This is a genomic window from Vannielia litorea, assembly GCF_900142295.1.
GTDB lineage: Bacteria > Pseudomonadota > Alphaproteobacteria > Rhodobacterales > Rhodobacteraceae > Vannielia > Vannielia litorea.
This window is the reverse complement of record NZ_FSRL01000001.1, coordinates 881,699-894,012: the sequence shown is the minus strand read 5'-3', so window position 1 is coordinate 894,012 and position 12,314 is coordinate 881,699. Positions and strand designations below refer to the sequence as shown.

The window sequence follows — 12,314 nt, the reverse complement described above, 5'->3', positions numbered from 1 at the left end:
TCCTCTCAGGCGGCCGCGCGGGCGGCACGGTGGTTGGTGGCCATGCGGACCAGCAGTTTGAAGGCTTGCAGGGTGGCGCCGACATTTGCGAGGCCCTGTCCGGCAATGTCGAAGGCGGTGCCATGGGCGGGCGTGGCAACCGGCACCGGCAGGCCGCCGGCAACGGTCACGCCGCGGTCGAAGCCCATCAGCTTGATCGCGATCTGGCCCTGGTCGTGATACATGGTCACCACCGCATCGACCTCGCCGCGCTGCGCCTTCAGAAACACCGTGTCCGAGGGCCAGGGGCCGGAGACGTTGCGCTGCTCGCGCTGCGCCGCCTCGATCACCGGCTGGAGGATGTCGATCTCCTCGCGGCCGAACTTGCCGTTGTCGCCCGCATGCGGGTTGAGCGCCGCCACCGCGACATGGGGGCGGCCCTTGCCGGCGCGCCGCAGGGTGGTTTCGGCAAGGCCGATGGCCTGTTCCACCGCCTTCGCCGTGATCCTCTCGGCCACGTCGCGCAGGCCGATGTGGCTGGTCACCCGCGTCGTCATCAACTCGTCGAGCACGTTGATCTCGCTGTGGTAGCCCTCGAAGCCGAGGTAGCGGGCCATGTAGCGGTGCTCGTCCTCGGCGTTCATCCCGGCGCTGGTCAGCGCGGCCTTGTTGAACGGGCCGAAGAGCACGCCATCGACCTTTCCGGCGAGGGCGAGGTCAAGCGCCTTGTCGAGGCAGCGCAGGCTGCACGCGCCCCCTGCCCTGCTCAGCGTGGCAACCTCCACCTCTTCCGGCGCGATCGTCTCCATCGGAAGCCAGGAGAGCCCCGCCTGCCCGTCGATCTCGGCCTCGCCGATCCGGGTCAGCTCGAGGTCGAGCCCGGCCTGCTCGGCACCGCGTTGCCACAGGTGCTCGTCTCCGACCAGCAGGATGTCTGCGGCCTCCCGCACCCCCTCCTCGTGCAGCAGCTTGGCAATCAGTTCCGGTCCGATCCCGGAGGGGTCTCCGGGAATGATGGCGATACGTGGTTTCGGTTCGGTCATTGGATGAGGTCCGTAAGAGCGAGGGACACCTGCGGCACGTAGGTGACCAGCAAGAGAATGAAGGCGAGGACGCCGATGAACGGCAGGTTGGCGCGCGAGGTCTCCCAGATGCCCGCTTTGGCGATCGAGCAGGAGGTGATCAGCACCGACGCGACCGGCGGGGTCTGCTGGCCGATGGCCAGGTTGAGGGTGACCATGATCCCGAAGTGGATCGGGTCGATGCCCACCGCGTTGACCAGCGGCATTACCACCGGAACCACCAGGATGATCGCCGCCGCGCCGTGCAGGAACATGCCCAGCACCAGCAGCAGCAGGTTCAGCAGCGCCAGGACGACCAGCGGGTTGGTGGTGAACTCGGTGATCTGCTTCGCCAGTTGCTGCGGCACCTGCGCCTGGGTCAGGAACAGCCCCAGCGCCGCCGAGGTGGCCACCAGCAGCATGACCACGCCGGTCTGGCTGACGCCCTCGAGCATCACCTTGCGCAGCCGCGACACGTCGAGATCGCGGTAGATGAAGATGCCGATGACCAGCGCCGCCAGCACGGCGAGCCCCGCGCCTTCGGTCGCGGTCACGACGCCCGAGAAGATGCCGCCGAGGATGATCACCGGCATCAGCAGCGCCCAGATCGCCTCCTTGAACGACTTCCAGATGTGGCACAGGTCGAAGCCCTCGGCGCGCGGCAGGTCGTAGCGGATCGCCAGCACGTAGGTCACCGCCATCAGAAGGACGCCGCCCAGGATGCCCGGCACCACACCGGCCACGAAGAGCTTGAGCACCGAGGTCTCGGCGATCGCGCCGTAGAGGATCATCGGGATCGAGGGCGGGATGATGATGGCCAGAGAGGCCGAGGAGGAGGTGATCGCCGCCGCGAGCGTGCGCGAATAGCCGCGCTTCTTCATCTCCGGGATGAGCACGGTTCCGGTCGCGGCCACATCGGCCACGGCGGAGCCCGAGATCTCGGCAAAGACCATCGACACGCCGATGTTGACCATCCCCAGGCCGCCCCGGACGAAGCCGATCAGCGAGGTGACGAAGTTGATCAGCCGCACCGAGATGCCCGAGGTGTTCATCAGGTTTCCGGCCAGGATGAAGAGCGGGATCGCGATCAGCGGAAAGGAGGTTGACCCGGAATAGAGCGCGATGGCCATGTCGTAGAGGGTCGCGCCACCGGGGGTCAGCATCAGCCCGGCGAGGGCCACGATGCCGATGGCGACGGCGATGGGCACGTTCATGAGGATCAGCCCGATCAGGGCGATCGTGGTGAAAAGCAGGATCATTTGGTGTCGTCCTTACGGGACGCGTCCGCATTCTCGCGTTCGGCGTCGGCGATGGCCTGTTCGATTTCGGCGTGATCGGTGTCGATGCCGGCCGCGGCGTTGCGCAGGGCGCGGGGCATGGTCAGCAGCGTGCCGATGATCATGAGAATGGCGGTGATCGGGATCACCGACTGGACGATGTCGAGCGTCATCCAGCGGATGCTCAGGAGCGAGTCCCACCTGGCCACCGCAAGCACCGCGTTGCCATACCAGGCGACCACGGCGAAGAAGCCGATCACCAGCACCTCGGAGACGAGCGCCAGCGCCACGGCGGCGTTTCGCGGCAGGGCGGTGACGATGCCGCCGAAGCTCATGTGCTGGCGCAGGAACAGCGCGTAGGTCGCGCCGAAGTAGGTGAGCCAGGCCAGCAGGACACTGGCGATCTCGTCGTACCAGGAGGGCGACGCGCCGAGGTAGCGCATGGTCGTCGAGTAGATGACCGAGAGAGCAAGGATGATGAGCAGCGCCAGGCAGATCGTCTCGATCACCCACAGCAGCGCCTTTTCGAATTTCGCGACCATCGCGGAGATCTTCCTTCGGAATGGGGGCAGCCGGCCGGGCCTGCCGGCCGGCTGCCTGCCTCGGTTACTCGGCGAGCGCCTGGGCGCGGCTCACCAGCTCTTCGCCACCCTCGACCTGGCTGGCAAAGGCGGCGTAGACCGGCGCGGAGGCCTCGATGAAGGCTTTCTTGTCGGCCTGGTTGACCTCCATGCCCGCAGCCTTGACCTTGTCGACCAGCTCGTTGTCGGCGGTCTCGCCCTCTGCGAGCGACCAGTCCTGAACCGCAGCGCCAACCTTGGTCACGGCGGCCTTCACGTCATCGGGCAGGCCGTTCCAGCTTTCGAGGCCGCTGGTCAGGTAGGTGGGCGAGTAGACGTGGCCGGTGAGGCTGAGATACTTCTGCACTTCCTGGAAGTTTGCGCCGGTGATGTTGGTCAGCGGGTTTTCCTGTCCGTCCATGGTGCCGGTCTGGAGCGCCACGAAAACCTCGGAGAACGACATCGGCGTCGGGTTGGCGCCCCACTCCTTGAACATCGACACGCGCCACTCCGAAGAGGGCGTGCGGATCTTCAGCCCGGCCAGGTCGGCGGGCGTGTTGATCGGGCGGGTGTTGTTGGTGATCTGGCGGAAGCCGTTCTCCCAGGTCGACAGCACCTTGAGCCCGGCCGCCTCGGCCTTGGGGGCGAGATCCTTCTGCACGATCTCGGCGTCGATAGCTTTCAGGTGGGCGCGGTCCTGCACGAGGAACGGCATGTCGAAGAGCGCGAACTCGGGCGCGACGTTGGTCATGATCGAAGAGATCAGGGTGAACTGGACGGTGCCGAGGCGGAGTTTCTGCATCAGCTCCTTCTCGTCACCGAGCTGGCCGTCGGCGTAGAACTCGACGGTATGGGCATCACCCAGCTCGGCCTGCAGGTCTTCGGCGAACTTGGCCGCGCTGCGCCCCTGGAGGCTATTGGATGCCGCGCCGACGGCGACGATGTAGGTATCTGCCAGCGTGGGCGCCGCGGTCATCGACATCGCACAAACGACCAGACCGGCGAATCCGCCGTTACGAAGGGTTTTCATTGCTTGGACTCCTCTCCCTTGCGGATCGCGTTACGCATATCCGCTTAATGTATTTTGTATACATGTGGCAGGTATGGACCTGCAAGGTTCTTGTGGATACTGTGGCACGGCGTCGGCGCGACGCATCGAATGTCGTTAAAACAGAGGCTTAGAGATGGCGTCGTCGATTGCCATTACCAACCGCTCCCTGCACGACCAGGTCGCAAGCCGCGTGCGAGACCTGATCATCGAGGGGCGCCTGGAGCCCGGAAGCCGAATCGACGAGGCGCATCTCATCGAGGAACTGGGCGTGTCGCGCACCCCCTTCCGCGAGGCCCTGCGCACCCTGGCCGCCGAAGGGCTGGTGATCGTGCGGCCCTCCAAGGGCAGCATCGTGCGCAAGCTGACCCCGGAGGATGTGTTCTCGATGCTGGAGGTTCTCGGGCATCTCGAAAAGCTGGCCGGCGAGCTGGCCTGCGAGCGCGCCAGCGACGAGGAGGTGACCGGCCTGATCGCCCTGCACAACCGCATGATGGATTGCTACCGCACCCGCGACCGCATGCCCTACTACAAGATGAACCAGGAGTTTCACTCGCGGCTGGCGGAGCTTTCCAAGAACGAGACCCTGCTGGAAATGCAGGCAAACATCCAGGCCCGCCTCAAGCGCATCCGCTACATCGGCAACCAGAAGCCCGATTCCTGGGCCGGTGCGGTGGCCGACCACGAGGAGATGGTGCGCGCCCTCGAGGACCGGGACGGCCAGCGCCTCGGCACGGCCATGGCCACGCACCTCAAGAGAACCTGGGACCGGGTGAAGGACAGCATCTAGCCCCCGCGCTGGCGGCACGGGCCAGGCTGGCCGGCGGCTGCCGGGGCCGACCCGCGGGCTCGTCACGCCAGGCTGCGCGCCGCGGCCCCGCAAGAACCCCAAAAACATCTCTGCCTGCGCCAAATCTGGTCACCCTTACGCCGCAATCGAGGATCAGCGTGAGGTCGAAACCACTCGCTAAGATTGTTTTGTGAGTACGCTAAAGTCCTGTGCCGTGTGCTTGGCGGGCGAAAGATTCACGCTAGGAGCCGAAATGAAGATCCTTGCCGTCGACGACGACACCACTTTTCTCGCGCTGCTCGAGTCAGTGCTCCGGGAGGCGGGCTACGACCAGGTCGAAACGGCCCAGAACGCGGACGAGGCCGTTCGCCTGATCAAGGCGAAGGATAGCTCCTACGATTGCTTCCTGCTCGACATCTGCATGCCGGGCGAGAACGGGATCGCGCTGTGCCGCCACATCCGGAACAACCCGGCCTATCGCTTCGCGCCCATCCTGATGCTCACCGCGCGACTCGACGACGCCTCCATTGATGCCGCCTTCAAGGCCGGCGCCACGGACTACGTGACCAAGCCGCTCCGGGGCCTCGAACTCGGTGCCAGGATCCGGACGGCCTGCCTGCTGACCGACCACATGAAAAAGTCCTTCGGCCTCGAGAAGGCCACCGAGGCGCTTCAGACCCGGCTCGACTCGCTGGTGCAATCGACGCTGGCCGAACCTCTCGATCTCGAGGCCCGCAGCCAGTGCATCACGCAGCGCGACCTCGAGAAGGCCCTCTGCCTGCTCCCGAAAAAGGTCTTTGCCCTGGCGGTCTGCGCGTTTCGGGTCGATGACATCGAGCAGATCTACCAGGATCTGTCGCAGGAGGCCTTCCGCGCCCTGCTCTCCGAGGTTGCCCTCGGGATTTCGCGCAGCATCGCCCCGCGGCAGCACTACCTGTGCTACACCGGCGATGGCGTGTTCGGTTGTGTGGTCGTCAACGGCAAGCGGCGCCGGTCAGACGTGCCTGCCCTTCCGGCCAAGCCCGGCGCCCTCACCGTGAGCGGCGAAGGCTTCGAGCCCCGCGAGATCCACCTGAGCAGCCACCTCGTCGCCGACCTGCCGCTGCAATCGGGCTCCTGTGCCGTCGATGCCCTGCGCACCGCCGTTGCCAAGGTCTCGGAGAAAAGCCTGATGCACCGCCTCCAGCGCGATCTCGACCGCAACCGGCTCCGCAGTGGCGCCGTGGTGCCACGACGCCCGCGGCTCGGGCTGAGCACCCGGATGTTCTCGGGATCGTCGGATCGCAAGGCCGGCACGGGCGAGCGCGAGTAACTCGCGCGCGTCCGCCGCTGGCTCACGGCGCGGTGCTCTCCGCCAGGATCGTCTCTATCTCCGCGGCCAGCGTCAGCGGGTCGAAGGGCTTGGCGATCACCTTCGCGGTGCCCAGCGTCATCAGGTGCTCCACGTCGTTCACCTGCGCCTTCGCGGTCATGAAGACCACCGGCACGCTGCCCATTCCGGGCAGCTCCCGGAGCGCGGCCAGCGTTTCCTCTCCGGTCATGCCGGGCATCATCACGTCGAGCAGAAAGAGGTCCGGGGCGAAATCCTCGACGATGTCCAGCGCTTCGGCCCCGCTGGCGCATTGCGCCAGGGTCAATCCGCCCACGACTTCGAGCGCGATCTGCGCGATCGCGCGGATGTCGTCATCGTCATCGACATGCAATATGCGCGGCTTCTCTCCTGCTTCGGTCATACTGTCGCTTCACCGGGCCTCGGCCCGGCGCCCCATCGTCCTTGCCCCACCGGTTAAACCGGCAGTTGTAGCCTAACAAGAAAACGTACCCGAGATACAGGATTAACTCACGGAACCCGATTGCGCACCGGGTTCGCCCCGAACGTCGAACAGGGCGGCCTGCGAGCGGTCGCCGTCGAGTTCGAACCGCGGCCCCACCGGCACCGCGTTCATGCCGATCCGGTTCAACCAGCGCTGGAAGACGGCCGGAACGATGCCGATGACCTGCTCCGCCCCTTCCCTGCGCGCCGCGGCAGCCATCTCCAGCATGAGCACGCGCTGCACGTCGGCGCGGCGCTGGGCCGGGACCTTGTCGAGCAGAAAGAGCCGCGTCGCCTCCCAGATCTTCGGGCTGACCGGGGCCGCCTCGTAGAGCGGATCCAGCGGCAGGCCGTCGAGCAGACCGAGCTGCGCGTCGCGGATCATGTAGCTGTGCAGGCCGCAGCGGGCGGTGGTGGGCGCGATCCGGATGCCGGCAAGCACTTCGTCCCTTTCGTGCACCACGATCCACCGGGCCTCCGGCGTGTCGTACTGGTCAAACTCCATGCCGGCGGTTTCGGGCAGCTGCCAGCGCTTGGCGACGATAAAAACATCGCGCCTGGCCCTGAGGTACTTGACCATCAGGTCGCCGTGGTGATGCATTGTCTCCAGCGAAAGTGTGGTTGCCCTGAGCCCGCTGGACGGGCGAAGGATGTTCTCCAGCATGTTCGGGAGCGGTTTTTCCCTGTCGGGCAGGCGCACGGCGTAATGCGTGACGACCCCGGGAGTGTCCAGCTGAGGGAAGATCCTCTGGGCCTTGCTCGGCCCGATCTGCCCAAAATGCCCCATGCTTTCCTCAACGTAAAGTAGTGATTCCCATTTACCACTATCTCTCCGGTTGCCAACTTTCGCCACATTGTTGCCACGACCAACCCGTAAACACGTTCAAGGTGTGTTTTACGCGCACTATTGAGAACAATCCCGGACCTGCCGGGACGTGAAACATCGGAGTGGTGGGGTGTATCAAAGAGTAGCCAACATGAGACGCTTCGAAACCGAAGACGTCGAGTTCCTGGCCCGGCAGATGAAGGACTATGCCGAGGTCGGCAAGAACCTGGTGCTGCAGCGCCAGATGATTTTCGGCGCGGCGCTCGTGCTCGCCGGCTACTACTACAGCCTCGAACTGGCCTTCATCACCGGCGCGCTGATCGCGGTCTCCGAGGTCTACGACCTGGTCATCTTCGGCAAGGTGCTCGCCTGGGACGGCAAGGACCGCAAGGCCGCCCGCAAGCATCTGCGGCGGATCTGCATCGGCACCATCCTGAGCGCAGGGGTCATCGTGTTCTACTCGGTGGCGATCGCCGTGGTGCAGGGCCCCGGCACGCATTTCATGTCGCTCTTCTTCCTCTTCGCCGCCGCGCTCTTCGCCGCGATGAACAACCACCACATCCTGCCGGTTCTCATCCTGCGCCTGGCCTTCTATGCCGGCGCCTTCGTCTTCATCCCGGTGCGCGACATCGTCGTGACCGGCGCCGGGATCGATTCCGAGCTCTGGGCCCAGCTCTTCACCAGCGTCTTCGTGCTCTACTTCGTGATCGACTGCTCGCGCATCTACCTCTCGTTCTACCGCTCCAGCGTGAACCAGATGGAGGCGCTCAAGATCGAGAACCACCGGGCGCAGGAGGCCTACAAGGCCAAGACCGAGTTCGTCTCGACCATGAGCCACGAGCTGCGCACGCCGCTGACCTCGATCAAGGGCTCGATCGACCTCGCCCATGCCGGCCACCTAGGGCCGCTCTCCGACAAGGCGGTGCAGGTCATGGCCATCGCCAAGCGCAACTGCACCCGCCTCATCGACCTGATCGACGAGATCCTCGACATGCAGAAGATCGAGGCCGGCAGAATGCCCTTCAACATGACCACCTTCGACCTGTCGAGCCAGATCGAGCACGCGGTCGATACCAATGCGCCCTATGCCACGCGGCTCGGGGTGCGGGTCGAGTTCGAGGGGCCGGGCAAGCCGCTCTACGTGGAGGGCGACGCGACCCGGATCGAGCAGGTCCTGAGCAACATGATCTCCAACGCCGCAAAGTTCTCGCCCGAGGGCAGCAAGGTGCGGGTGCGCGTCGAGACCATCGCGGACCGGGTCCGGGTTTCGGTGATCGATCAGGGCAAGGGCCTCTCCGATGCCGACCGCGAGCGCGTGTTCGACAAGTTCAGCCAGGTCGATTCCTCCGACACCCGCAAGATCGGCGGAACCGGGCTCGGCATGAACATCTCCAAGCAGATCATCACCGCCCATGACGGCATCATAGACTTCTTCGGCAACGAGGAGCGCGGCACGACCTTCTATTTCGAGCTCATGCTGCAGCCGGACGGTCCGGCCGGTGCCGCCGCCCCCGAAGCCGCCGCCGAACCCGAGATCCGACGCGCATCGCTCGCCAGCTGACAGATGAAACCCAACGCCCCCGCCGGCCTCCCGCCACACAGCTTCAGGAAGAATCGCAATATGGCCACACCACCCAAGACAGATCGCAGAATTGCCACATTGCGCCAATACGAATCAAATCAGCAAAGGAGCGGAGATATGAAAGTCCTCATCGTTGACGACGACCCGGTGTTCCGACAGGCCTTCGAGGCCGTCCTCCGCAGCCAGGACATAAGGGAGCTCTGCGTCGCCGAGTCCGGCGCCGAAGCCCTGCGGATCGTGAATGGCCGCGATGACAGCTTCGACTGCATCTTCGTCGACATCCAGATGCCCGAGATGGATGGCATCGAGCTGACCAGCATCCTCAAGTCCCTCGACCGCACGGGCGAGACCCAGATCGTCATGGTCACCGGCATGTACGACCGCCAGTATATCGACAAGGCCTTCATGGCCGGGGCCGACGACTACATCACCAAGCCGCTCGAGCCCATCGAGTTCCGGGCGCGCATGTCGTCGATCCGCCGGGTCCACGAATCGCGCAACCAGACCGCGGCCATGCAGTCGCAGCTCAGCGAGGCCGCATCGCGCCAGCACCAGTTCGACTTCGAGGATCCGATCACCCCGCCCGACGTGAACGGGCTGATCTCCTACAACGCGCTGCGCAACTACCTCAAGGCCATCGGCCGCCCGCGGTTTGCCATGAGCCAACGCGTCGGGTTCTGCGTGGAAAACGCCGCCAACATCTATGTCCGCACCACCGATGAGGAGTTTCTCGACATCATGGCCGACGTGGCCGAGGTGATCGTCGACACCCTCAAGGTGCACAACATGGTGCTCGCCTACGCGGGCTGCGGCGATTTCATCGCCGTCACCACAGCCGCCCCCATGGTCTCCGCCGATCAGCTGGAAAGCATGATCAACGGCGCCCTGGAAGAGTATCAGGAAACCTACCTCAACAACTGCTTCCCGATCGTGCGCGCCGGCAAGCCGGGCCGCGGCTCGTTCTTCTCGCGCCGCAACATCGACGAAGCCATAGAGGACACGATCAACTCCGCGCGCGCCCGGTCCATCGGGTCGCAGTTCTCTGCCCGCAAGAGCGCGTGATGGGTGTGGGCAACCCCATGTATCACGGCTTCCCCGATGCCGACGCCCTGGCCGCGATGCTGCAACCCGTGCGCGTCGCCTTCCTGCAATCGCTCGAAGAGCACCTGCCGGTGTTCGAGGAGATCGCGGGCATTCCGCCCTCGCTGTGGGATGATGCCGCCATCGCGGATATCGCGCACCGGGCACACAAGATCACCGGCGTCGCCGCCACGCTCGGCTACACGCAGCTGGGTCGGCTTGCGACGCGTCTGGAAGATGACCTGAGACAGAGGCGGCACGAAGGAGACCTCTCGGAAGCCGTCGAGAGAATGACCCGCGAGATGCGCGCCGTGCTCGCCGGGTAGACCGTTCCTTCCAGGTCGCCCGGAACCCGGCCTGACCGCCGGGTCCCGGGCGACAAGGTTGGGCAAGACGGCTGAAAAGGCCGCAGGACGGAGCAGCGACAAAAAAGAAGGACGGCACGACAAACGACAACGGGTGCATCGAACGCCCGGCGAAAAGACAATGCAGGCTTGAGATCGGGTGGAGTGATGAACGAGCTGAACAAGGAGAGCCGCGGCACACGCGGCGACGCCGGTTACGACCACGATGCAGCGCTGCGGCGCCTGTTCTTCCTGTCGCTGGACCCGGACATCGACTTTGCGACCAAGGTCGAGGAGCTGCTGACCCTCGGTTGCGAGACCCTCGGCCTCGAACTGGGCATCGTCAGCCGCATCAGGGGCGCGACCTACAGCGTCGAGCACGTCAGCGGGGCCGACTGGGCGCCCGAGGTCGGCGCCACCTTCGATGTCACCCGCACCTATTGCACCCATACCCTCATGGCCGATGACGTGGTGCACTTTCACCATGCCGGCATGTCGCGGATCGCCGAGCACCCCTGCTACGTCGACTTCGGCCTCGAAAGCTACATCGGCGTGCCCATCCGCGCGGGCAAGAGGCGGGTCGGCACGCTGAACTTTTCCGCCCCCGCGACCCGCGCCGCCTTCACCGAGGATGAAGCGGAGCTGGTGCGCCTGTTCGGGCGCTGGCTCGGCGAGGAGTGGCTCAAGCACGAGCGCTCCAGGGAGCTGGCCGACAAGACCCGCCTGCTCAACGCAATCGTCGAATCCGTGCCCGACGCCGTAGTGGCGGTGAACCGGGATCGCGAGATCGAGATGGTCAACACCGCCGCCGAGCAGATCCTCGGCTACGACCGCAAGGAGCTGATCGGCAAGACCACCGCATTCCTTTATCCCGATGACGCGCAGTTCAAAGCCAATGGCGAGCGGATCTTTCGCAAGGCCGAGAAAACGACGATCGACCATTTCGACGTCAAACTGCGCCGCAAGGACGGGCGGGTGTTTCCGGCCGAGGTGTTCATGTCGCCGCTGCGCGACGATGACGACGAGCTGCTCGGAATCGTCGGCGTCATGCGCGACATCACCGACCAGAAGGCGCTGGACCGCGCCCGCGAGGAGCTGATCTCGACGGTCACCCACGAGCTGCGCACGCCGATCACCTCGGCGAACGGCGCGGTGAAGCTGCTGACGACCGAGAAGGCCAGGCTCTCGCCGGTGTTGCAACCCACCCTCGAGATCGCCGCCCGCAACCTGGACCGCCTGATGCGGCTGGTGGAGGACATCCTCGTCTTCGAACAGCTGAGCTCCCGCTCTTCCTCAACCGAGCGCAGGCCGCTCAAGCTCGGCGCGCTCCTCGAGATGGCCGCCGAAGACATCCGTCCCTTCGCCATGGAGCATGGCATCACCATCTCCGTGGTGCCTGGCGACAGTGCCAGCCAGACCATTCGGGGCGACCGGCACCGCCTCCTTCAGGTGCTGAGCAACCTTCTCTCCAATGCCATCAAGGCCTCCCATCGCGGCTCCACCGTGGAGGTGGGCTTGCGCCGGGGCGGGCTCGGCTTCTGGGTCCGCGACTACGGCAAGGGGATCCCCGACAGCCTGCAGCCCAACCTGTTCGAGCGGTTCTCCCGCGCGCCCCAAAGCTACGTGGAGGGGCACAGCGGCACCGGGCTGGGGATGGGCATCGTCAAGGAGATTGTCGACCAGCACGAGGGCGACATCACCTTCCAGACCTCGGTGGGCGCGGGCACCGAGTTTCTCGTGTCCTTCCCGGCAACGGCGATTCACGCCGCAGAATAGCGCGCGGCCCCGCCCTGCCCTGCCCGGATCCCGGCGGCTGATTGCCGGCGGCCCATGGCACGCGCGTCCTGCTCGGTCTGGCCCTGGGCCACAGGGGCTCGGCCAGGGGCTTGGCGGTGTCCGACACGCCCGAAGGCCTCGCCGCGCTGCACAGGCCGGGCTGCGCCGCGACCATCTG

At 65.4% G+C, this 12,314-nt stretch carries 12 protein-coding genes; 6 read left to right on the top strand and 6 right to left on the bottom strand.

The features are described from left to right. Positions 1-5: 5 nt before the first annotated feature. The 4 genes from BUR94_RS04565 to BUR94_RS04550 all read right to left on the bottom strand — a co-directional run bounded on the left by BUR94_RS04565 (position 6) and on the right by BUR94_RS04550 (position 3,907). Positions 6-1,022 (bottom strand): 4-hydroxythreonine-4-phosphate dehydrogenase PdxA, encoded by a 1,017-nt coding sequence (locus BUR94_RS04565; RefSeq protein ID WP_074255054.1) that lies wholly within the window; start codon positions 1,020-1,022, stop codon positions 6-8. Beyond that, positions 1,019-2,299, bottom strand: a complete 1,281-nt coding sequence (locus BUR94_RS04560; RefSeq protein WP_074255053.1) for a TRAP transporter large permease — start codon at positions 2,297-2,299, stop codon at positions 1,019-1,021. Before BUR94_RS04560 ends, BUR94_RS04565 begins: the two co-directional genes overlap by 4 nt. Then, positions 2,296-2,859, bottom strand: coding sequence for a TRAP transporter small permease (locus BUR94_RS04555; RefSeq protein WP_074255052.1), 564 nt, complete (start codon positions 2,857-2,859; stop codon positions 2,296-2,298). The genes BUR94_RS04560 and BUR94_RS04555 overlap by 4 nt, the downstream gene beginning before the upstream one ends. A gap of 64 nt (positions 2,860-2,923) precedes the next feature. After that, positions 2,924-3,907 (bottom strand): TRAP transporter substrate-binding protein, encoded by a 984-nt coding sequence (locus BUR94_RS04550; RefSeq protein WP_074255051.1) that lies wholly within the window; start codon positions 3,905-3,907, stop codon positions 2,924-2,926. Between the two features lie 154 nt (positions 3,908-4,061). Here BUR94_RS04550 and BUR94_RS04545 point away from each other — a divergent pair, with 154 nt between their 5' ends. After that, positions 4,062-4,715 carry a GntR family transcriptional regulator gene (locus BUR94_RS04545; protein WP_074255050.1) on the top strand — a complete coding sequence of 218 codons (654 nt, stop codon included), beginning with the start codon at positions 4,062-4,064 and terminating at the stop codon, positions 4,713-4,715. A gap of 253 nt (positions 4,716-4,968) precedes the next feature. Next, positions 4,969-6,027 (top strand): response regulator, encoded by a 1,059-nt coding sequence (locus BUR94_RS04540; protein WP_074255049.1) that lies wholly within the window; start codon positions 4,969-4,971, stop codon positions 6,025-6,027. Between the two features lie 22 nt (positions 6,028-6,049). Here the strand turns inward: BUR94_RS04540 and BUR94_RS04535 are convergent, their stop codons facing one another. Then, a complete protein-coding gene (locus tag BUR94_RS04535) occupies positions 6,050-6,448 on the bottom strand; it encodes a response regulator (protein WP_074255048.1) in 399 nt (132 codons plus the stop codon). Between the two features lie 102 nt (positions 6,449-6,550). Next, a complete protein-coding gene (locus BUR94_RS04530; protein WP_084192915.1) occupies positions 6,551-7,315 on the bottom strand; it encodes an acyl-homoserine-lactone synthase in 765 nt (254 codons plus the stop codon). 190 nt (positions 7,316-7,505) lie between these two features. Between BUR94_RS04530 and BUR94_RS04525 the strand changes: the two genes are divergently transcribed. From BUR94_RS04525 to BUR94_RS04510, 4 genes are all read left to right on the top strand, one after another. Further along, the gene (locus tag BUR94_RS04525; RefSeq protein ID WP_074255047.1) at positions 7,506-8,915 is read left to right on the top strand and encodes a sensor histidine kinase; all 1,410 of its coding nucleotides are present in this window, start codon (positions 7,506-7,508) and stop codon (positions 8,913-8,915) included. A 138-nt stretch (positions 8,916-9,053) separates the two neighbouring features. Further along, positions 9,054-9,998 carry a response regulator gene (locus BUR94_RS04520; RefSeq protein ID WP_074255046.1) on the top strand — a complete coding sequence of 315 codons (945 nt, stop codon included), beginning with the start codon at positions 9,054-9,056 and terminating at the stop codon, positions 9,996-9,998. Then, entirely contained in the window at positions 9,998-10,342 is a 345-nt protein-coding gene (locus BUR94_RS04515; protein ID WP_074255045.1) for an Hpt domain-containing protein, read from the top strand. Before BUR94_RS04520 ends, BUR94_RS04515 begins: the two co-directional genes overlap by 1 nt. Positions 10,343-10,528: 186 nt before the next feature. Continuing rightward, complete coding sequence (locus tag BUR94_RS04510) at positions 10,529-12,136, top strand: ATP-binding protein (RefSeq protein ID WP_074255044.1); 1,608 nt, start codon at positions 10,529-10,531, stop codon at positions 12,134-12,136. Positions 12,137-12,314: the final 178 nt, after the last annotated feature.

Excerpts from the sequence above, each read along its gene's own strand:
- BUR94_RS04515 (WP_074255045.1), top strand. The coding sequence starts at position 9,998 with ATGGGTGTGGGCAACCCCATGTATCACGGCTTCCCCGATGCCGACGCC.
- BUR94_RS04560 (WP_074255053.1), bottom strand. The coding sequence starts at position 2,299 with ATGATCCTGCTTTTCACCACGATCGCCCTGATCGGGCTGATCCTCATG.
- BUR94_RS04530 (WP_084192915.1), bottom strand. The coding sequence starts at position 7,315 with ATGGGGCATTTTGGGCAGATCGGGCCGAGCAAGGCCCAGAGGATCTTC.
- BUR94_RS04520 (WP_074255046.1), top strand. The coding sequence starts at position 9,054 with ATGAAAGTCCTCATCGTTGACGACGACCCGGTGTTCCGACAGGCCTTC.
- BUR94_RS04555 (WP_074255052.1), bottom strand. The coding sequence starts at position 2,859 with ATGGTCGCGAAATTCGAAAAGGCGCTGCTGTGGGTGATCGAGACGATC.
- BUR94_RS04510 (WP_074255044.1), top strand. The coding sequence starts at position 10,529 with ATGAACGAGCTGAACAAGGAGAGCCGCGGCACACGCGGCGACGCCGGT.
- BUR94_RS04525 (WP_074255047.1), top strand. The coding sequence starts at position 7,506 with ATGAGACGCTTCGAAACCGAAGACGTCGAGTTCCTGGCCCGGCAGATG.
- BUR94_RS04565 (WP_074255054.1), bottom strand. The coding sequence starts at position 1,022 with ATGACCGAACCGAAACCACGTATCGCCATCATTCCCGGAGACCCCTCC.
- BUR94_RS04545 (WP_074255050.1), top strand. The coding sequence starts at position 4,062 with ATGGCGTCGTCGATTGCCATTACCAACCGCTCCCTGCACGACCAGGTC.
- BUR94_RS04550 (WP_074255051.1), bottom strand. The coding sequence starts at position 3,907 with ATGAAAACCCTTCGTAACGGCGGATTCGCCGGTCTGGTCGTTTGTGCG.
- BUR94_RS04540 (WP_074255049.1), top strand. The coding sequence starts at position 4,969 with ATGAAGATCCTTGCCGTCGACGACGACACCACTTTTCTCGCGCTGCTC.
- BUR94_RS04535 (WP_074255048.1), bottom strand. The coding sequence starts at position 6,448 with ATGACCGAAGCAGGAGAGAAGCCGCGCATATTGCATGTCGATGACGAT.